The sequence below is a fragment of the Arthrobacter arabinosi genome (genome assembly GCF_054511115.1).
Genome location: NZ_JBTNDF010000003.1, coordinates 383,640 through 404,010, shown reverse-complemented (window position 1 = coordinate 404,010; position 20,371 = coordinate 383,640). Strand labels below are relative to the sequence as shown.

The 20,371-nt window shown below is 70.1% G+C and carries 17 protein-coding genes and 1 tRNA gene; 10 read left to right on the top strand and 8 right to left on the bottom strand.

What is annotated here, in order from left to right; all coding sequences use genetic code 11:
- The first annotated feature begins 17 nt into the window (after positions 1–17).
- Positions 18–1,310, top strand: a complete 1,293-nt coding sequence (gene purD, locus ACX80P_RS09845; protein ID WP_459277891.1) for a phosphoribosylamine--glycine ligase — start codon at positions 18–20, stop codon at positions 1,308–1,310.
- Positions 1,307–2,206 (top strand): phosphoribosylaminoimidazolesuccinocarboxamide synthase, encoded by a 900-nt coding sequence (locus ACX80P_RS09840; RefSeq protein WP_459277890.1) that lies wholly within the window; start codon positions 1,307–1,309, stop codon positions 2,204–2,206. The genes purD and ACX80P_RS09840 overlap by 4 nt, the downstream gene beginning before the upstream one ends.
- 83 nt (positions 2,207–2,289) lie before the next feature.
- Here the strand turns inward: ACX80P_RS09840 and ACX80P_RS09835 are convergent.
- From ACX80P_RS09835 to ACX80P_RS09815, 5 genes are all read right to left on the bottom strand, one after another.
- Positions 2,290–2,366 (bottom strand) — tRNA-Pro (locus tag ACX80P_RS09835).
- Positions 2,367–2,452: 86 nt separating this feature from the next.
- Positions 2,453–4,315, bottom strand: a complete 1,863-nt coding sequence (locus ACX80P_RS09830; RefSeq protein WP_459277889.1) for an ABC transporter ATP-binding protein — start codon at positions 4,313–4,315, stop codon at positions 2,453–2,455.
- Complete coding sequence (locus tag ACX80P_RS09825) at positions 4,312–6,135, bottom strand: ABC transporter ATP-binding protein (RefSeq protein WP_459277888.1); 1,824 nt, start codon at positions 6,133–6,135, stop codon at positions 4,312–4,314. The genes ACX80P_RS09830 and ACX80P_RS09825 overlap by 4 nt, the downstream gene beginning before the upstream one ends.
- 112 nt (positions 6,136–6,247) lie before the next feature.
- Positions 6,248–7,195, bottom strand: coding sequence for a metallophosphoesterase (locus ACX80P_RS09820; protein WP_459277887.1), 948 nt, complete (start codon positions 7,193–7,195; stop codon positions 6,248–6,250).
- A gap of 1 nt (position 7,196) precedes the next feature.
- Complete coding sequence (locus ACX80P_RS09815) at positions 7,197–9,473, bottom strand: transglycosylase domain-containing protein (protein WP_459277886.1); 2,277 nt, start codon at positions 9,471–9,473, stop codon at positions 7,197–7,199.
- Between the two features lie 35 nt (positions 9,474–9,508).
- On the opposite strand from ACX80P_RS09815, the gene sp36 reads away from it, so the two are divergent.
- Genes sp36 through ACX80P_RS09800 form a run of 3 tightly spaced genes read left to right on the top strand, consistent with a single transcriptional unit; the run spans position 9,509 to position 11,067 of the window.
- Positions 9,509–9,664: a Sp36 family protein gene (sp36, locus tag ACX80P_RS09810; RefSeq protein WP_137370103.1), complete on the top strand. Its 156-nt coding sequence runs from the start codon at positions 9,509–9,511 to the stop codon at positions 9,662–9,664.
- A gap of 2 nt (positions 9,665–9,666) precedes the next feature.
- Positions 9,667–10,149 (top strand): RidA family protein, encoded by a 483-nt coding sequence (locus ACX80P_RS09805; RefSeq protein WP_459277885.1) that lies wholly within the window; start codon positions 9,667–9,669, stop codon positions 10,147–10,149.
- Between the two features lie 3 nt (positions 10,150–10,152).
- The gene (locus tag ACX80P_RS09800; RefSeq protein ID WP_459277884.1) at positions 10,153–11,067 is read left to right on the top strand and encodes an NUDIX hydrolase; all 915 of its coding nucleotides are present in this window, start codon (positions 10,153–10,155) and stop codon (positions 11,065–11,067) included.
- A 120-nt stretch (positions 11,068–11,187) separates the two neighbouring features.
- Here the strand turns inward: ACX80P_RS09800 and ACX80P_RS09795 are convergent, their stop codons facing one another.
- Positions 11,188–11,865 carry a Crp/Fnr family transcriptional regulator gene (locus ACX80P_RS09795; protein ID WP_459277883.1) on the bottom strand — a complete coding sequence of 226 codons (678 nt, stop codon included), beginning with the start codon at positions 11,863–11,865 and terminating at the stop codon, positions 11,188–11,190.
- A gap of 231 nt (positions 11,866–12,096) precedes the next feature.
- On the opposite strand from ACX80P_RS09795, the gene ACX80P_RS09790 reads away from it, so the two are divergent.
- On the top strand, positions 12,097–13,296 hold the full coding sequence (locus ACX80P_RS09790; RefSeq protein WP_459277882.1) for a MarP family serine protease: 1,200 nt from the start codon (positions 12,097–12,099) through the stop codon (positions 13,294–13,296).
- 56 nt (positions 13,297–13,352) lie between these two features.
- Positions 13,353–14,102 carry a polysaccharide deacetylase family protein gene (locus tag ACX80P_RS09785; RefSeq protein WP_459277881.1) on the top strand — a complete coding sequence of 250 codons (750 nt, stop codon included), beginning with the start codon at positions 13,353–13,355 and terminating at the stop codon, positions 14,100–14,102.
- On the opposite strand, the gene ACX80P_RS09780 is transcribed toward ACX80P_RS09785, so the two are convergent.
- Positions 14,070–15,242 (bottom strand): GNAT family N-acetyltransferase, encoded by a 1,173-nt coding sequence (locus tag ACX80P_RS09780; protein WP_459277880.1) that lies wholly within the window; start codon positions 15,240–15,242, stop codon positions 14,070–14,072. The genes ACX80P_RS09785 and ACX80P_RS09780 overlap by 33 nt on opposite strands.
- 119 nt (positions 15,243–15,361) lie before the next feature.
- A complete protein-coding gene (locus tag ACX80P_RS09775) occupies positions 15,362–16,381 on the bottom strand; it encodes a DUF2332 domain-containing protein (protein WP_459277879.1) in 1,020 nt (339 codons plus the stop codon).
- A gap of 207 nt (positions 16,382–16,588) precedes the next feature.
- Between ACX80P_RS09775 and ACX80P_RS09770 the strand changes: the two genes are divergently transcribed.
- From ACX80P_RS09770 to ACX80P_RS09760, 3 genes are all read left to right on the top strand, one after another.
- Entirely contained in the window at positions 16,589–18,283 is a 1,695-nt protein-coding gene (locus ACX80P_RS09770; RefSeq protein WP_459277878.1) for an ABC transporter substrate-binding protein, read from the top strand.
- 96 nt (positions 18,284–18,379) lie between these two features.
- Positions 18,380–19,384 carry an ABC transporter permease gene (locus ACX80P_RS09765; RefSeq protein ID WP_459277877.1) on the top strand — a complete coding sequence of 335 codons (1,005 nt, stop codon included), beginning with the start codon at positions 18,380–18,382 and terminating at the stop codon, positions 19,382–19,384.
- Positions 19,381–20,322 (top strand): ABC transporter permease, encoded by a 942-nt coding sequence (locus ACX80P_RS09760; protein ID WP_459277876.1) that lies wholly within the window; start codon positions 19,381–19,383, stop codon positions 20,320–20,322. Before ACX80P_RS09765 ends, ACX80P_RS09760 begins: the two co-directional genes overlap by 4 nt.
- Positions 20,323–20,371 lie beyond the last annotated feature (49 nt).

The following is a 20,371-nucleotide window of genomic DNA, read 5'->3' as shown; positions in this document are numbered from 1 at the left end:
CAGTACGCTGTCCTACTGTGAAGGTTCTTGTACTGGGCCCCGGCGGCCGCGAACACGCCATCGTCCGGGCCTTGCTGGCCGATCCCTTCGTCCGGGAGGTGCATGCGGCCCCCGGCAACGCCGGGATCGCCGAGGACGTCCCCACCCACGACATCGACGCGAACGATCCCGGCGCCGTCGTCGAGCTCGCCCGTCGACTGGGTTCGAGCCTCGTGGTGATCGGACCCGAGGCGCCGCTCGCCGCCGGCGTCGCGGATGCCCTGCTCGACGCCGGCATCCCCGTCTTCGGCCCGACACGGGCTGCCGCCCAGCTCGAGGCCTCCAAGGCCTTCGCCAAGCAGGTCATGGCTACCGCCGGTGTGCCGACCGCGATGGCCCACGTGGCCTCCACCGACGAGGAGGCCGATGAGGCGCTCAGCAGCTTCGGAGCCCCCTATGTGGTGAAGGACGACGGGCTCGCCGCCGGCAAGGGGGTGGTCGTCACCGACGACGTCGACGAGGCCCGGGCCCACGCGTCCGCGTGCTTCGCCGCAGGAGGCTCCGTGGTCATCGAGGAGTACCTCGACGGACCCGAGGTCTCGCTGTTCGTCCTCTCCGACGGCCGCACCGTCGTCCCGCTGGCGCCCGCGCAGGACTTCAAGCGCATCCACGACGACGACCAGGGTCCCAACACGGGCGGCATGGGCGCCTATTCGCCGCTCGAATGGGTGCCGGACGGCCTCGTCGAGGAGGTCGTCACGCGCGTGGCGCAGCCCGTGATCGACGAGATGGCGCACCGCGGCACCCCCTTCGTCGGCGTCCTCTATGTCGGCCTGGCGCTCACGGCGCGCGGCCCGCGCGTCATCGAGTTCAACGCACGGTTCGGGGACCCGGAGACGCAGGCCGTCCTCGCCCGCCTGACCACACCGCTCGGCGGGGTGCTCCTCGCCGCGGCGAAGGGCGCCCTGGAGGAGATCGACCCCCTCAACTGGTCGCCCGAGACCGCCGTCGCCGTCGTGCTCGCCTCCGAGAACTACCCCGACGCCCCGGTGACCGGCCGGCGCGTGCGCGGGTTGAAGAGGGCCGTGAAGGTGGAGGGCGCGCAGGTCCTGCACGCAGGCACCGCCCTGCGGGACGGCAGGGTGGTGAGCTCCGGCGGTCGGGTGCTGGCCGTCGTCGGGCTCGGGGACGACCTCGCGGACGCGCGGGCCACCGCGTACGAGAGCCTCGGCCGCATCGACCTCGAGGGCGGGCAGTTCCGGACGGACATCGCCCTCAGGGCGTCCCGCTCGGAGATCACGGTCGCGGGCCCCGCGGCGGCCACGGCATGAGCACCTTCGCCCCCGAGCACCCCGACCTGCCGGGCTGGCGCCACGTCTACTCGGGCAAGGTCCGCGACCTGTACGAGCCGGAGGACGGGCGCGACGACGTCGTGCTCGTGGTCGCGAGCGACCGCATCAGCGCCTACGACCACGTCCTGTCCACCGCGATCCCCGACAAGGGGCGCGTGCTCACGCAGCTCAGCCTCTGGTGGTTCGAGCGGCTCTCCGGCATCCCGAACCACGTGCTCGCCGCCGACGTCGCCGGCGGCGTGCCGGCCGCCGTCGAGGGCCGGGCGATGATCTGCCGGAGGCTCGTGATGTACCCGATCGAGTGCATCGCCCGCGGCTACCTGACCGGGAGCGGGCTGCTGGAGTACCGGGCGTCCCGGACCGTCTGCTCCCTGCCGCTACCCGAGGGCCTCGTGGACGGGTCCCGCCTCGAGCCGGCCCTCTTCACGCCGTCGGCGAAGGCGGAGGTGGGCGAGCACGACGAGAACATCACGTACGACGCCGTCGTCATGACGGTCGGTGACGACACCGCGGCCCGGCTGCGGTCCCTCACCCTCGACATCTACACCGCGGCGGAGGCGATCGCGCGGGGACGCGGCATCATCCTCGCGGACACGAAGGTGGAGTTCGGCCTCGACCCGTTCACCGGCCGCGTCACCCTCGGGGACGAGGTGCTCACCCCGGACTCCTCGCGCTTCTGGGACGCCGCGCTCTACGCGCCCGGGCAGGCTCAGCCCTCGTTCGACAAGCAGTTCGTCCGCGACTGGCTGACTTCCGGCGCCTCCGGCTGGGACCGGCGGTCGGAGCCGCCGGCCCTGCCGGACGACGTCGTCGAGCGCACGCGCGCCCGCTACATCGAGGCGTACGAACGCCTGACGGGCCGCACCTTCGCCTGATCCTCCCCGGACGTGTCGCCGTTCCCGGCTTCCGCGGCCGGACATGCGAGAGGCCCGCCGGCTGCTGCCGGCGGGCCTCCCACTGGTCGGGGTGACAGGATTTGAACCTGCGACCTCGTCGTCCCGAACGACGCGCGCTACCAAGCTGCGCCACACCCCGGTGCCGCTCCCGGGAGGCGGACCTCCCGAACAGCAACTGTCCAAGGATAGCGGAGGATCAGCGGCGAGGAAAACCGGCGCGGCTGCTCACACCAGGGAGTCCTTCCACGCCGCGTGCAGCGTCGCGAAGCGTCCCGTGCCGGCGATGAGCTCCGCGGGGGTGCCGTCCTCCACCACCCGGCCGTCATGGACCACGAGCACGCGGTCGGCGATGGCCACGGTGGAGAGCCGATGCGCGATGATCAGCGCCGTGCGGTTCCCCAGCAGCTTCTGCAGGCCCTCCTGCACCAGGCGCTCGCTCGGGATGTCCAGGGACGACGTCGCCTCGTCGAGGATGAGGACCGCCGGGTCGGCCAGGAACGCGCGGGCGAAGCTGATGAGCTGCCGCTGGCCGGCCGAGACGCGCCCGCCGCGCTTGTTGACGTCCGTGTCGAAGCCCTCGGGCAGCTCCCGGATGAACTCCTCGGCACCCACGGCCCGGGCCGCCGCGACGATCTCGTCGCGGCCTGCCTCGGGCCTGCCGAGGGCGATGTTGTCCGCCACGGAGCCGCTGAAGAGGAACGCCTCCTGCGTCACCATGACCACGGCGCGCCGGAGGTCGGTCGGCGCGAGATCACGGAGGTCGACGTCGTCGAGCGTGAGGCGGCCCTCGGACACGTCGTAGAACCGGGCGATGAGCTTGGCCAGCGTGGACTTGCCGGCACCCGTCCGGCCCACGAGGGCCACCGTCTGCCCGGCGTGGATGGTCAGGTCCATGCGGGGCAGCACCATGGGTCCGTTCCCGTAACGGAACGCGACGTCGTGGAACTCCACGGTGCCGCGGGGATCGGGGAGGGACACCGGGTGCTTCGGGGGGCGCACGGTGGGCACCTCCTCGAGCAGGCCGGAGACCTTCTCCAGCGCGGCGGCCGCGGACTGGAACGAGTTGTAGAACATCGCCATCTGGTCGACCGGCTGGAAGAACCGCTTGCTGTACAGCAGCAGTGCCAGCAGCGCTCCGACCTCGAGTGTGCCGCCGAGCACCCGGAACCCGCCGAAGACCAGGACGACGGCGACGGTCACGTTGCCGATCAGTACGAGCCCGGGCTGGAAGACGCCGTTGAGGTTGATGGAGCGGACCGTGACCCGCCGGTAGTCCTCCGCCAGCTCGTCGTACCGGTCGGCGTTGACCGTCTCCCGCCGGAACGCCTTCACGGCGCGGATCCCGGTCATCGTCTCGATGAAGTGGACGATCAGCTTCGCCGACACCACGCGGGACTCGCGGTACGCGATCTGCGAGTGCCTCTGGTACCAGCGGGCGAGGAAGAACATGGGGACCGCCGCGGCCAGGATCAGCAGGCCCGTCCGCCAGTCGAGGGCGGCGATCGTGGCAGCGGTGAACAGCATGAAGACGGCGCCGGACGCCAGCGAGCTGACCCCCGAATCGAGCAGTTCCCGCAGCGCCTCGAGGTCCGAGGTCTGCCGGGAGATGATGCGCCCGGAGGTGTACTTCTCGTGGAATTCCAGGCTGAGGCGCTGCGTGTGCCGGAAGACCCGCACCCGCAGATCCAGCAGCATGGCCTGGCTGAGCTGCGCCGTCGCCCGCACGTACCCGGCCGTGAGGACCGAGGCGAGGACGGCGGCCAGCAGGTACGTGCCGCCGGCGACCCACAGCAACCGGGGATCACCCGCCATCAGGGCGGGCAGGGCCCGGTCGATGCCGAACGCGATGATCGCCGGTCCGGCCACGCGCGCCGCCTGCGAGATGACGACCAGCAGGACGGTCCAGACGAACTGCCGCCGGTTCGGCCGGATCAGCGAGCCGAGGAGGCGGAAGGACCTCGACCGCACGGACCTGCTCTGGGCCCGGCCGAGGAGGACGTCGTCCTCGTTGAGCACACCGGACGACGTCGCCCCCTGCCCGTCCTCGTCCTTGGGCGTCCCGCCTGGCGCCGCCGTGGTGCGGCTCATGCCAGCGCCTCCTCGTCGTCGGGTAGGGGTTGGACGGTGCGTCCGAGCTGCGCGATCTCCTCGTCGTCGAGGCTGGCGATGACGTAGCGGTAGTGGTCGTTGCGGGCCAGCAGTTCCGAGTGCGTGCCGACGTCGGCGATCCGCCCGTCCTGCATGAGGGCCACGCGGTCCGCGAGGGCGACGGTGGAGGGGCGGTGGGCGACGATGAGCGTCGTCGTGGCGCGCAGCAGGGCGCGGAGCCCCTGCTCGACGCGCTCCTCGGTGGCGACGTCGAGCGCCGAGAGCGGGTCGTCGAGGACCAGAACGGTCGGCTGCGCGGCGATCGCGCGGGCCAGGGCGATGCGCTGGCGCTGCCCGCCGGACAGGCTGAGGCCCTCCTCGCCGATGAGGGTGTCGAGACCCTCGGGCAGGTCGTGGGCGAACCGGGCCTGCGCGACGTCGAGGGCCTCGGCGAGGATCCGCTCGGCCTCGGCACCCGCGGCGTCGGAGCCCATGAGGACGTTGTCGCGGACGGAGTTCGAGAACAGCGTGGTGTCCTCGAAGGCCACCGCCACGAGGGTCCGCAGCTCCCCGAGCGTGACGTCCCTCAGGTCCACGCCGTCGATCGTGATGCTCCCCTCCGTGACGTCGTAGAGGCGGGGGACGAGCTGGAGGAGCGTGCTCTTGCCGCATCCCGTCACCCCGACCAGGGCCATGGTCTCCCCGGCCCGCAGGGTGAGGTCGACGCCGTCGAGCACGTCGCGGGTGCCTTCCGGCGCGTCGGGGTAGCGGAAGTGGACGGCATCGAACACGATGTCACCCCGCGGTGCCTCGAGGTGCACGGGCGTGGCCGGGTCGGTGATGGTGTTCTCCGACTCCATGACCTCGTAGTGCCTGTCGATCGCCGTCTTCGCGGTGAAGGTCATGGCGAGCAGCGGGCCGATGAACTCGACGGGCCCGGCCACCGCGGCGGCCGTGGCGAAGAAGGCCACGAGGGCGCCGATGCTGACATCACCGCCTGCGGCCAGCATCACTCCCACGACGAGGGACGCGCCGAGCGCGAGTTCGGGCAGCAGGGTCACGATCATCGAGAAGTTCGCGAGGGATCGCGCCTTGAAGATCTCGGTCTGGCGGAGCTCCTCGGCCTGCTCCTCGAAGTCCTCGAGTGCCTCGCGGCTGCGGCCGAACGCCTTCAGGACCCGGATGCCGTGCACGGACTCCTCGACCGTCGTCGCGAGGTCGCCGGCCTGGTCCTGGCTCTTGCGGGACACGCGGCTGTAGGACGTGCGGAAGCGGTAGCCGTAGACCATCAGCGGCACGGCGGCCGCGAGGAAGATGAGCGCGAGGACCCAGCTCATGAAGAACATGACGACGACGCCCATCACCACGGTCAGCGACGTGACGACGAGCATGATGAGCCCGAACGCCATCCACCGCCGCATCAGGTTGAGGTCGCTCATGGCGCGGGAGAGGAGTTGCCCGCTGCCCCAGCGGTCGTGGAACTCGATGGTCAGGTTCTGCAGGTGGCGGTAGAAGGACGTGCGCATGGCCGTCTCGACGGTCGTCGCCGGCGTGATGACGAACTGGCGCCGCAGCGCCACGAACGTGGCCTCGAGCACCCCGAGGAGCAGGACGACGCCGGACGCCGCCCACACCGTGCGGGCCGACCCGCCCTCGGCCAGGGCGTCGTTGACGAGGACGCGCAGCACCTGGGGGATCGCGAGGGCCATGAGGCTGGCACCGAGCGCGCACAGCAGGCCGAGGAGCAGCCGCGGAAGGATGGGCCGGACGTGCGGGTACAGGCGACCGAGCGATTCCCACAGCGTGTTCTGGTTCTTCATGCCAACTCTTCGGTGATCGACGGTTGTTGGTGTCCCTCAGCAACGATCCTAGGGCACGGAGCCTGTGGTGCCGGTCACGACGGCGGGACTTGAAGAAGCAGGCAGCTGTCGGCTAGCTCCCACTCCGAGGGGTGAGCGTGAGCAGCACGGCTTCCGGTCGGCAGGCGAACCGGACGGGCGCGAAGCGCGACGTCCCGATGCCCGCGGAGACGTTGAGCGGGACGGATCGCCCGTCCGACTCCCACCGGGTGAGCCCCCGCGCGCGCCAGGGTGGCAGGTCGCAGTTGCTCAGGAGCGCGCCGTAGCCCGGGACGCACACCTGGCCCCCGTGCGTGTGACCGGCGAGGATGAGGTCCGCACCGCCGGCCGTGAAGTAGTCCAGGACGCGCTGATAGGGCGCGTGGGCCACGGCCACCCTGATGTGCGGAGCCTGGGCCGAGGTGCTGCTCCCGGAGGGATACGGCACGTACCGGTCGCGGTCGAGGTGCGGATCGTCGACGCCCGTGAAGTCGATGCGCATGTTCCCGAAGCCGACCGACTGTGACCTGTTGGTCAGGTCCACCCAGCCCGCCGCGCCGAACGCACTGAACATGTCCGCCCAGGGCAGGTCCTTCGGTGTCGACTCCTTGGGCGCGATCGAGGGTCCCGCGAAGTAGCGCAGCGGATTCTTGAGCGTCGGCGCGTAGTAGTCGTTGGAGCCCGGGACGAAGACGCCGGGAAACCGCAGAAGCGGTTCCAGCGCGTCGAGGAGGGGTCCGACGGCCTTCCGATGGCTGAGGTTGTCGCCGGTGTTCACCACCAGGTCGGGCTTCAGGCTCGCGAGGCTGCGCAGCCAGTCGGCCTTGGACTTCTGCCGGGGCACCATGTGGATGTCCGAGAGGTGCAGCACCCGCAGGGGAGCGGAGCCGGGCGGGAGGACCGGGACGGTTTCCTCCCGTACCTCGTACAGCGTGCGCTCGACAGCCGAGGCGTAGGCGAGGGTTGCGGCCGCGGCGGTCAGGGTGAGCCCTGCCGCCCAGCCGAGCGGTGCCCCGCTCCGGGATGTCTGAGTCGATGTCACGCTAGCCGTTTCCTCCAGTGCCGTCGTTCCCGGTCGTTCCGCCGTTGCCGGCAGCTCCTCCAGTGGTACCACCGTTGGCGCCACCCGTGCCAGTCCCGCGGTTGCTCGGATCCGTGATGCTGCGCTGCGGACCGTTGATCATGCGCGACGGCGGGTCGACGAAGGGCTTCCCCACGTACAGTCCGGGGATCTGCTGCATGAAGCGGGCCCAGGACGGACCGGCGATGAGCGATCCGTCGATCTCCGGGTAGACCCGGCCGCCGATCTGCAGCCCGCCCAGCGAGCTGTCGGGGCCCTCGCCCTGCCAGTTGCCGATCCAGCTCGCCGTGACCATCCCCGAGTTGTAGCCCATGAACCAGGTCTGCGAGCGGGCGTCGTTGGTGCCCGTCTTGCCGGCCATCGGGATGTCGCCGTACTCGAGCAGTTGGCCCGAACCCTCGGTCATCACGCGCTCGGTGGCGTAGTTCACTCCCCGCGCCACGTCCTGGGAGATCTTGCGTTCGCAGGACTCCGCCGGGACGGGGTAGCTCGTGCCGTCCACCGCGGTCACCTCGGTCAGCGCCCGGGGGTCGCAGACGACACCCTCGTTGGCGAAACCGGAGAAGGCCTTGGCCATCGACATGGGGGCGGCCTCGCCACCGCCACCGATCAGGGCGGAGGGCTGGAACCCGAAGCGCTCCTCCTCGCCCTCCGAGCTCTTGGCCTGGTGGACGCCGAGGTCGTAGGCGATGTCGCGGATCCGGCACAGGTCGAGCTGCCGGGCACTGGCCATGGTGATGGTGTTCAAGGACTTCGCGAGGCCCTCGAGGACGGTGGTGGTGTAGTAGTTCGTGTCCCCGTAGTTCTGCGGCGTGTAGCCGTCCTCCTCCTGCACCAGGAACTGCCCGCCCTGGGCGCAGCTCGCCTTCCACTTGTCGTTCTGGGGATAGGTTCGCTTGCCGCCGTCGAGGTACTGGTTCAGCGACCGGCCGTCCTCGACCCACGCGGCCACCGTGAACGGCTTGTAGGTCGAGCCGGGCTGGAAACCGCCGCCGCCGCCGAGGCTCTTGGTGGGGTCGCCGCCGTCGAACTGGTCGACGTTGAAGTTCAGGACCGTGTTGCCCGTACCCGCTTCCGGGTTGTACCGGGTGTTCTGGGCCATGGACAGGATGTTGCCGGTCTTCGGATCGAGGCTCACCATCGTGTGCCCCACCTTGCCGTCGGTGGTGTCCGGGTTGGCGGTCTCGGTCACGGCGGTCTGGGCGGCGGCCTGGACGCGGGAATCGAGCGTGGTCTTGATCGTGAGCCCGGAACGGTAGAGGACCTTCTGGCGATCCTCCGGCGTCTCGCCGTAGGCCGGGTCGTTCAGGATGAGGTGGGAGACGTAGTCGCAGAAGTACGGTGCCTGGGCCGCGCCGACGCAGCCGCTGAGGGTCGGGGTGACCTTCAGTCCGAGGTCCGTCGCGATCGCTGCGTCGTGTTCTTCCTGGGTGATCTTGCCGCGGGTGAGCATGGCGTCGATGACGAGGTTGCGGCGCTCCAGTGCGCGTTCCGGGTTCTCCGTGGGGCTGTAGTAGGTCGGACCGTTCACGACGCCGGCGAGCAACGCGCTCTGCTGGATGTTGAGGTCCTTCGCGTCCACGTCGAAGAAGTACTTCGAGGCGGCCTGGACGCCGTAGCTCGTGCCGCTGAACTGCACGATGTTCAGGTACCCCTCGAGGATCTCGTCCTTGGAGAGTTCCTTCTCGACGGCGATGGCCAGCTTCATCTCGCGGAGCTTGTCACCCACCGACTTCCCGCCACCGTTGAGGGTGACCGTCCCGCCGTTCTGCCGGGCGGAGTCGTTCAGCACGTTGGTGACGAACTGCTGTGTCAGCGTGGACGCGCCGCGGCTCGTCCCGCTCGAGACGTTGCTGGCGATGGCACCGAAGATCCCTTCGAGGTCCACGCCGCCGTGGTCGTAGTAGCGGTAGTCCTCGATCGCGATGAGGGCGTCCTTCATGGTCGGCGACACCTGGTCGAGCGTCACCGGCTGCCGGTTCTCCTCGTACAGGGTGGCGATGAGGGAGTTGTCGGCCGCCAGGATCTTCGTCGGCTGGGCGAGCGCCTCCAGCTCCAGCTCCGCCGGCAGTTCCTCGAAGAACTGGATCGAAGCGGACGCGCCGGTGCCGGCAGCCGCGGCCACCGGTACGAGGAGCCCTGCGGCGAGCACACCGGCGAGGCCACTGATTCCGAGGAATGCGGTGATCCTGCCGAGAGTGGTAGCCGTGTCGAAGAGGGGTGATTTGCGCGCAGCCATTATTCCAGTTTACAAGCACGCGCTAGGCTTTCTTCATGACGAAATGGGAGTACTCCACGATTCCGCTCATCATCCACGCGACGAAGCAGATCCTCGATCAGTGGGGCGACGATGGCTGGGAGCTGGTCCAGGTGGTTCCCGGGCCCGACGGCAACGGCCTCGTCGCGTACCTCAAGAGGGAGAAGAGCTAGCAGTGTCCGCAGGGAATCCGGTGGTCCCGGGGGTCGAAGCGCGTCTCGCCGACCTCGGGATCACGCTGCCCGATGTCGTCCCGCCGGTCGCCTCGTACGTGCCCGCCGTGATCAGTGGCAACCACGTGTACACCTCCGGACAGCTCCCCTTCATTGACGGCAAACTCCCAGCTTCGGGCAAGGTCGGGGCAGGTGTCGACGCCGCGACCGCCACGAGCCTTGCCGCGACCTGCGCCGTGAACGCGCTCGCCGCGATCAAGAGCGTGATCGGCGACCTCGACCGCGTCACGCGGATCGTGAAGGTCGTCGGTTTCGTCGCCTCGGACCCCTCGTTCACCGGCCAGCCCGGCGTGATCAACGGCGCGTCGGACCTCCTCGGCAGGGCCCTCGGCGACGCCGGCGTGCACGCGCGGTCCGCCGTCGGCGTGGCCGTCCTTCCCCTCGACTCTCCCGTCGAGGTCGAGATCGTCGCGGAGTTCACCTAGACCGTGGACCGTCTCAGCACCAGGCTCTTCCCCGTATCCCCGGACCAGCGCTCGGCGGCCCGGAGCTGGATCGAACACGGGGAGCGCACCCCGCTCAAGGCGCGCCCGGCGTCGTCCGTCGTCCTCCTGCGTGACAGCGCGATCGGCACGGAGACGTATCTCACCTACCGCCGCGGGCAGTCCCCGTTGGGCGTCCTCGGCTTCCCGGGCGGCAGCGTCGAGGAGTCCGACGACGACGACGTCCTGTGGTTCGGCCCGACGCCGTCCATGTGGGCGAGGACGCTGGGCGTCGAGGACCACCAGGCCGCGCGGCGCCACGTGCTGTGCGCCATCCGGGAGCTCTTCGAGGAGACCGGCGTGCTGCTGGCCGGGCCCGATGCGTCCTCGCTGGTCGAGGGCACCCAGGCCAGGGAATGGATGAAGGCGCGCGAAGCCATCAACGAGGGGGAGTGCCGGTTCGCGGACATCCTGGGCCGCCGTGGCCTCGGCGTCCGGACGGACCTCATCAAACCGCTCTCGCACTGGCTGACCCCCGACTTCGCGCACCGCCGCTTCGACACGCATTACTTCGCCGCCGCGCAGCCCGTGAACCAGGAACCCAGCATCCTCGAGAGCAAGGGCGTCTGGGGTCAGTGGCGCTGGGCGGCCCAGGAGGTGGCCGACCGCGACACCGCGCGGCTCGGCGACGAGGTGGGCCAGCCGAACACCGTGGGCCGCACGCTCAGCGAACTCGCGGTGCCCGCCGTGGAGATCATCCTCGAGAAGATCGGGTCCTCGCGTGGCTGCATCGCCTACCTGTCCCACAAGCGCCCCGTGACGGTCTACCATCCGGAGCTCTCGGAGCACGACGGCGACCTCCTGCTGAAGGTCGAGTGCCCCAAGCTCACCGAGGGCGGGTCGGTCCAGCGGGGGCGCTGACCGGGTCTGCCGTCTTCCCCCGGGCTCGTCGCGATTCGTCGTACACGTGTGGTGGGTGCCGTCATGCCTGACACCCACCACAACCGCACCCTCAGGCCGGGAGGGCCAGGACCCCGAGGGTCAGCGGCTGCGCTGGCGCAGACGCTGGATGTCGAGGATGACGACGGCACGCGCCTCGAGGCGCAGCCAGCCCCGCTGGACGAACTCGGCCAGGGCCTTGTTGACGGTCTCGCGGGAAGCACCCACGAGCTGCGCCAGTTCCTCCTGCGTGAGTTCGTGCGCTACGAGGATGCCGTCCGTCGCAGGCCGGCCGAAGCGATCCGCGAGGTCGAGCAGGGCCTTGGCGACGCGACCCGGCACGTCCGAGAACACGAGGTCGGCGAGGGATTCGTTGGTGCGGCGCAGGCGGCGGGCCAGGGCCTGCAGCAGCTGGGCCGAGACCTCGGGGCGGGTCTCGAGCAGCGAGCGCAGGTCCTCGTTCTTCAGCCCGGCCAGCCGCGTCTCGGACACGGCGGTCGCCGTCGCGGTCCGGGGGCTCGGGTCGAAGAGCGCCATCTCGCCGAACAGCTCGCCGGGCCCGAGGATCGCGAGAAGGTTCTCGCGGCCGTCCTGGGCCGTGCGCCCGAGCTTGATCTTGCCGGAGACGATGAAGTACAGCTGATCGCCCTGGTCGCCCTCGCGGAACACCGACGACCCGCGGGGCAGATCGACCTCGATCAGCTCGTCCGTCAGCGCGGCGAAGACGTCGTCGCCCAATGATGCGAAGAGGGGTGCCCGGCGCAGTACCTCGATGTCCATTAATTCTCCTGATGCGTCTGTAGTGCGTCGTTCCGCAGCGGTCACCGCTGTCTGCTCCTGTCCATCTTGCCGTACCCGGGCGGCTGTGACGACTGATACACACCGCGATCGCCCGTATTGCAGGCCGGGGCGGGGTCCCTCCCACCCTTCTCCCACTCTTCGCCGCTAGAATCGCTCGCAGTGCCGGGAGCTGTGCAGCCGTCCCGTGACCATAGCCAGGGGAGAACGTTCGTGCCGGAAGTCAATCTCGGGGGGCTCACCCTCCTCGACATCATCCTGGTGGTGGTCCTCCTCGGGTATCTGGTCGCCGGGCTGCGCAACGGGTTCCTCGTCACCCTCGGCGGGATCGCGGGCTTCGTCACCGGGGCCGTTGCCGCCTTCTTCGCCGTGCCGCTGGTCGTCGGCTGGGTGCCCGACAACCCCTGGCGCCTGATCGCGGTCATCGGCACGGTCATCGTCCTCATCGTCGTCGGGCAGGGCATCGGCTCCGCCCTGGGGGCGTCGATCCGCCGCTGGACCGACGTTCCGCCGCTGCGCGTCATCGACCGGGTCCTCGGCGGGCTGGTGAACGTCGTCGTCGCCGCCCTGGTCCTGTCGATGCTCGCCTTCAGCGTCGGGACCCTCGGGGTGCCGTTCCTGTCCCAGCAGCTCGCGTCATCGCAGGTCATCCGCTCCATCGACGCGGCGACGCCCGGGCCCGTCCGCTCGTGGACCGCCCAGCTGCGGTCCATCGCGGTCGACGACGGCATCCCCACCATCCTCGAGAGCGTCGGGCCCGCCGCCCCCGCACAGGTGCCCGACGCCTCCGTCGACACGCCCGAGCTCGCCGCCGCCGGGGCCTCGGTGGTCCGCATCACCGGCACGGCGTTCCAGTGCGGGCAGAACCAGACCGGCTCGGGCTTCGTCGTCGCACCCGACCGCGTCATCACGAACGCGCACGTCGTCGCCGGCGTGGACCAGCCCGTCGTCGAGGTCCCCGGCGGCGGTGCCCTGCCGGGCCGGGTGGTGCAGCTCGACACCGCTCGTGACATCGCCGTGATCGCCGTCGACGGCCTGCAGGCCGCTCCGCTGGCCCTCGGCGAGGACCTCGGGAACGGTGCGACGGCGGCCTTCGCGGGCTACCCGGCGGGCGGTCCGTACCGGATCCAGCCGGCGAGCGTGCAGGGACTCTCGCCCGTGCTCGTCAACAACATCCACGGCGCGGACCCCCAGCCCCTGCAGATCTACACCCTCGCCGCCGACGTGCGGCAGGGGAACTCGGGCGGTCCGCTGCTGGACCTGCAGGGACGGGTGGTCGGCGTCGTCTTCGCGAAGTCCACGGCGGACGCGCCCGTGGGCTACGCCCTGTCCCTCGAGGAGCTGCGCCCCATCGCGGCGGGTGCGCCCGGGCTCGGCGACGCCGTCTCCGCAGGGCAGTGTGCCCGGGGCTGACCGGGCCCGTTGATACGCTGTCGGCACACGTCGCACGTCGATCAGGGGGAACCGCGTTGTTCGACAAAGCTGCCGCACCCGCGAAGCAGGTCCGACTGGCCACGCCGCCGGTGTTCATGTACCACTCCATCAGCCCGTCGACCCTGCCGGACCCCCATCGGCTGCGGGTCCACCCGGACCGGCTGGACCGGCACCTGAGGCTGCTACGGCGGCTGGGGTTGCGTGGGGTGTCCCTGTCCGAGTTGCTGCACGCGGAGGAACGGGGGGAGGCTCACCGCCTGGTCGGGCTCACGTTCGACGACGGCTACACCGACTACCTCGAGCATGCACTCCCGACCCTTCGGAGGTACGGCATGACCAGCACGCTGTATGTGGTGGCGGGCCGGCTCGGTGGCACCAACGAGTGGGACGGGGGCCCCCGGTTCGACCTGATCGACGCGGACCAGGTGCGCACCGTCGCCGCCGCCGGGCAGGAGATCGGCAGCCACACCATGACCCACCCCCACCTTCGGGGCGCCGGTCCGCGGTTCCTGCGCGAGGAGATCAGCGGAAGCCGTGAGGTCCTGCAGGACGTCCTGCAGGCCGGAGTCGCCAGCTTCTGCTACCCGTACGGCGAGTTCGACGACGCAGCCACGGAAGCCGTCCGTGCCGCCGGGTACGACCACGGATGCGTGATCGGCAGCTACGACCCCGGCGACCGGTTCGCCCTGCCGCGCTGCTACGTCAGCCCGCGCGACACCCCGGCGCACCTGGTGGCTCGCATGGCACGGCACTCACTGCGCCTGAGACTGCACCGGCGGCGCTGATCCCTCCGCTCCGGCGCTCACCGCTACTGCCTGCTTCCGCGGACGCCGTGCCTCCCACGCCACCAGAGTCCGCTTGGCGAGGCGACGCGCCGCGAGGACGCCGTCGTCGGAGACCATGGCCACCCGGCCCTGCACCGTTCGGGGTACCCGCACCTGGTGGAGCGGCAGGGGCCGCGCGGCGAAGTCCGACTTGTACGACTCGTCACCCACGGTGAGGTCGAAGTAGGACTTGCCCCGGGCGATCGCGTCCTGCACGAGGCCGTCGACGATCAGGAGGCCGAGCGAGTAGTTCCGGAGACGTTCGACGTCGTAGCCCACGAGCAGGAACAGCTCGCGGTCGGGCTCCACCAGGTCGAGGGCGATCGCGACCGGTTCGCCCGCGACGTCCAGCACGACCACCCGTCCGGGGCCTCCCCGTCGCACGCTGTCCTCGGCGACGGCCTGATAGAAGGCGAAGGTGGCATCGTCCTGCACGAGGTCCACGCCGCGCCGTTCGGCGAACCGGGCCGCCCGGAAGGCGCGCAGCCTCAGCATCAGGGGCTCGACCTCCGCGACGTCCGTCACCACTCGCAGGACCCGCTCCCCCCTGGGGCGCAGACGCTTGTACTTGCGCTCGAGGTGGCGCACGAATGCCGCATCCAGGGTCCGGCGCCACGCCTCCGGGGTGTCCTCCAGCGTCATCAGGTGGGTGTCGTAGTGGTGGCGTTGCACGATCGCGCCGCCGAGCAGGGCCGCCGTCGCATCCGGGGAGCCCGCGACCCGGTCCACCCGGAGCAGGTCGAAGCGTCCGAGGGCGCGACGGATCCCGGCGACGACCTCCGGGTCGCAGCTGAGCTCCACCAGCACGGGTAATGAGGCGACGGCGGCGTTGTAGTCCGCGACTCCGAGGTCGGCGAAGGTGAGCGTCCGGACGACCCCGCCCGTGCGGACCAGCGGCAGTACCAGCACGAGCTCCCGGTCGGCCTCCCGGCGCACCGTCACCACGACCGGGCGGGCGCCCCGCGCCGGAACCAGTGTCGTGTAGAGGCAGTGCAGCCAGACGCCGTGCTGGAACGCCGTCGCGGCTGAGGCGGCGTGCAGGGCGCCGTACTGGGCGGACAGGAAGTCGAACCCGTCCTCACGCTCGATGATGTAGCTCATGGCACTCCTCGCCTCCGGATCGCCGCCAGAGTATCAGCAGCCTCGTCCTGTGGCGCCGGGCCATCCGGGAGGGACCGCGGATGCCCGCATGCCGAGTCACCGATCGGGTGGTGACAGCCTCACACGGCCTCGTCCCGCAGCCATTCGATCGACTGCCCGTGCGGACCCGTCCGCGCCACCGTCCTCCCGTCGTGCTGCAGGACGAACAGGCCCTCCCGCTCGCCCGGAGCAGGCTGCATGGCCCCGGGCACGCCGGTGAGCGTCCGGTGGCCCTCGTGGGACAGCCAGTGCACGGGACGGCTCCGGTCCGCCGCCAGCCTCAGCATGGTGCCCGCGAAGCGGTCCCGGCCGGCCTGGTCGAGGTAGGCGAGCACCGCGCTGTGGAACACGACGACGACGGCGTCCCGTGGGGCGCGCTCCACGAGCGCCTCGATGTGCTCGTTCAGGTCACCGCGCACGAGGAGCGGCGGATCGGCACGGACCACGCCGAGGGCAGCGCGCAGCCGGTCGGCGCGGAATCCGTGCTCGGGCCAGACGAGTGCCTCGAGCCAGCGGACGTCGTCCTCGTCCCGCGCGTCGAGCGGATTCAGGTCGATCCCCGCCCGCCAGGTCACATCGGGCAGGCGCGTGGGCAGCGCGCCGTCCCCGGACACCGCGCATTCGAGCACCGGGACGGGGGACCCGCCGGGCGGCTCGAGCCGGGGCCCGGGCGTGTAGGCGTACGCGTACCGATCGGGGTAGAGGCAGGCGCCGGCGGAGGCACCGACCTCGATGAGGGCGAGCGGCCGTCCCTCCCCGGCACTGATGGAGGCGAGGAGCGGCAGCAGGACGGCGCACCGTCCGGCCTCGTTGGTCTGGGTGGTCCGGCTCTCCATGACGTCCCGGACGGCGGCCCATTCGCCGAGGACGAAGGCGCGGAACGCGGCGTAGTCGCCGAGGGGCACCCCGACGAAGCGCGCCGCCCCGAGGAAGAGGACCGGCTGGCGGCGATGGGCCGGGAGGGTGTCGAGGAGGGCGAGGAGTTCGCCGTCGCCGCTGATCCCCGTGCACCAGGCGTCGTAGGTCGGCGAGTAGTCCCGCGCCTCCACCTCGGCGAAGCGCCGGTAACGCTCGGCGGTGGTCGCTTCCGGCTCCGTCATCGGTCCTCCCGGTGCGTCACATGTCCTGCGGACGGGATCGGCGCGGCGCGCCGACTGCGATGCCAAATCGTAACCGCCGAGAGCCCCGAAATACCGCCGGTGCCCCTTCTTGAAGTTAGGCTCATCACACCGATCGGCGGGTTCGTCGTCGTGATCCCCAGGGATACCGGCACCCGCCAGGATTCACTCGTCACCAGGGAGCAATACATGTCTAACCGAGGCACATCCGTGCGCGGCGCAGGTTTCGCGAGGAAACGCGCTGCGCTCACCGCCGGAATCTCCATCGCCGCACTCCTCCTCACCGGCTGCGTCCAGAGCCAGCGCGAGGAGAACACCGGCGCCGAGGGCGACTCCGCCGTCGACTCCACCTTCGTCTTCGGCGCGTCGTCGGACCCGAAGTCGCTCGACCCCGCCTTCGCGAGCGACGGCGAGTCCTTCCGCGTCAGCCGCCAGATCTTCGAAGGCCTCATCGGCGTCGAACCCGGCACCGCCGACCCCGCCCCGCTGCTCGCGGAGTCCTGGGAGACCGCCGAGGACGGCCTGTCCACGGTCTTCCAGCTCAAGGAAGGCGTCACCTTCCACGATGGCACGCCCTTCGACGCCGAGGCGGTCTGCTTCAACTTCGACCGCTGGTACAACTGGACCGGCATCCAGCAGGCCGAGTCGACGTCGTACTACTACGGGTCGCTGTTCCGCGGCTTCGCCGACAGCCCCGAGAAGGCCGTCTACAAGTCGTGTGAGGCCAATGGAGACAATGAGGTCACCATCAACCTCGCCAAGCCGTTCGCCGGGTTCGTCCCCGCCCTCTCGCTTCCGGCCTTCGCCATGCAGAGCCCGACGGCGCTCGAGAAGTACGCGGCCGACGAGATCGGCGGAACCGCCGAAGCCCCGTCGCTGAGCGAATACGCCCTCGGACACCCCGTGGGCACGGGCCCCTTCAAGTTCGATTCGTGGAACGTCGGCCAGCAGCTCGAGATCTCGATCTACGACGACTACTGGGGCGACAAGGGTCAGATCACCAAGACCATCTTCCGGATCATCGACGATCCGCAGGCGCGCCGCCAGGCCCTCGAGGCCGGCGACATCGACGGCTACGACCTCGTCGCTCCCGCCGATACGCAGTCCCTCAAGGACGCCGGCTACAACATCACCGCCCGTGACCCCTTCACGATCCTCTACCTGGGCATGAACCAGGCCGTCCCCGAGCTCAAGGACCCGAAGGTCCGCGAGGCGATCGCCCACGCGATCGACAAGGACGCCCTCGTGGCGCAGACCCTGCCCGAGGGCACGAAGGTCGCCACGCAGTTCATCCCCCACGTCGTCGACGGGTACAACGAGGACGTCACCACCTACGACTTCGACCCCGATCGCGCCAAGGAACTGCTCGCTGAGGCGGGCTACCCCGACGGCTTCGAGGTCACGTTCAACTACCCGACGAACGTCTCCCGTCCGTACATGCCGACGCCGGAGCAGGTCTTCACCAACCTGCAGGCCCAGCTCGCGGACGTCGGCATCACGGTCGAGCCCGCTCCCGCCGCCTGGTCTCCCGACTACCTGAACCAGGTCCAGGCGACAGCCGACCATGGTCTGCACCTGCTCGGCTGGACCGGCGACTACAACGACACCGACAACTTCATCGGCGTCTTCTTCGGTCAGGAGAAGCAGGAATTCGGCTTCGACAACCCCGAGCTCTTCGCGGCCCTCGACGAGGCCCGCGGGATGAGCGACCGTGACGAGCAGACCGAGAAGTACAAGGAGATCAACGAGCAGATCGCCGAGTTCAACCCGGCCATCCCGCTCGCCCACCCCGCTCCGTCGCTGGCCTTCGCGCCGCGCGTCACCTCCTACCCGGCGAGCCCCGTCAACGACGAGGTCTTCACGGACATCGAGCTGAGCGAGTAGCAGTACCACGCAGCGCGGGCCGGCCACTGATCCCGGTGGCCGGCCCGCGCTGCGACACCCCCGCCCGGCATCCCGGTTCACCCGGAAGGATCCCCAGTGTTACGCGTCATCGGTAAGCGGCTAGCCCTGCTCATCCCCACCCTGTTCGGCCTGTCCATCCTGCTGTTCCTGTGGGTGCGCAATCTTCCCGGCGGCCCGGCCACCGCCCTGCTCGGTGAGAAGGCCACACCGGAGGCCATCGCCCGGATCAACGAGCTGTACGGGTTCGACCGCCCGCTGATCACCCAGTACCTGACCTACATGGGCAAGCTGCTCCAGGGGGACTTCGGGGTCTCGATCAACACCGGGCGCCCCGTGCTGGAGGAATTCGCCACCCGGTTCCCGGCCACCGTCGAACTGACGATCGTCGCCCTGATCTTCGCCGTCGGCGTGGGGATACCCCTCGGGTACCTCGCTGCGCGACACAACGGACGGTTCATCGACCACAGCTCGGTGGTCCTCAGCCTCATCGGCATCACGGTGCCGGTCTTCTTCCTCGCGTTCATCCTCAAGTACCTGTTCGCGATCCAGTGGTCGCTCCTGCCCCCGGACGGCCGGCAGGACCCGCGGATGGATGCCACCCACTACACGCAGTTCTACGTACTGGACGGCCTGCTGACCGGCGAGTACGACGCCGCCTGGGACGCTTTCCTGCACCTGATCCTGCCCGGGCTCGCCCTCGGCACCATCCCGCTGGCGATCATCGTCCGCATCACGCGCGCCTCGGTCCTCGAGGTGCAGAACGCGGACTACGTACGCACCGCCCGGGCGAAGGGACTCAAGGAGAGCACCATCCGCGGCAGCTTCATCCTGCGGAACGCGATGCTCCCCGTCGTCACGACGATCGGCCTCCAGCTGGGCCTGCTCATCTCCGGTGCGGTGCTGACCGAGACGGTCTTCGCCTTCAACGGCATCGGCCGGTTCCTGCGGGACGCCATCTTCGGGCTGGACTACCCGGTCCTGCAGGGCTTCATCATCTTCATCGCCGTCCTCTACGCGCTGATCAACCTGATCGTCGACCTCTCCTACTCCGTCATCGACCCGAGGGTGCGTGTGCAATGAGTACCATCCTGCCTCCCGCCGCCGGCGGCTCCGTGGCCCCGAACGATCCCGCGATCGACACCGGACGCGGCACCGGCCTGTGGAAGGACGCCTACCTGCGGCTGCGCAGGAACCCGCAGGCGATCGTCGGCGCCGTCATCATCGGGCTCTTCCTGCTCGTAGCCATCCTTGCGCCGGTCCTCGCGCCCTACGGCGGCGACGAGCTCCCGGGACGCACATCGATCACCCCCACCACCATTCCCGGTCCCGGCGAGATCGACGGATTCCCGCTGGGACTCGACCGCTTCGGCGGGGACGTCCTCAGCAAGCTCATCTGGGGTGCCCGGGCGTCGCTGCTGATCGGCGTCGTCTCGACGGCCCTCGGCCTCGCGGGCGGGATGCTGCTCGGCGTCCTGGCCGGGGGCCTCGGCGGCTGGGTGGACAGCGTGATCATGCGGTTCGTGGACATCCTGCTGTCCGTCCCCAGCCTCCTGCTCGCCGTCAGCATCGCCGCGATGCTGGGCCAGAGCACCTACGCGATCATGATCGCCATCGGCGTCTCGCAGATCCCCATCTTCGCGCGGCTCCTGCGCTCCACGATGCTGTCGCAGCGGGGCGCGGACTACATCCTCGCGGCGCGGACCCTGGGCCTCAGCCGCCGGACGATCACGATGAGCCACCTGCTGCCGAACAGCATGGGTCCCGTGATCGTGCAGGCCACCCTCAGCCTCGCGACCGCCGTGATCGACGCCGCCGCGCTGGCCTACCTCGGCCTCGGTGGCGGGCTGCCGCAGACCGCCGAGTGGGGGCGCATGCTCACCTACGCACAGGTGGAGCTGGCGGTCGCACCGCAGCTCGCCTTCCTCCCGGGTGCGTGCATCGTCATCACGGCGCTGGGTTTCACCCTGCTGGGCGAGTCGCTGCGCGAGGCCCTCGACCCGAAGACCCGCAGTAAGTAGCCCGTCCGGGACGGGGAGCGGGCGCGCAGGTCCGGTCGCCTCGGGTCCG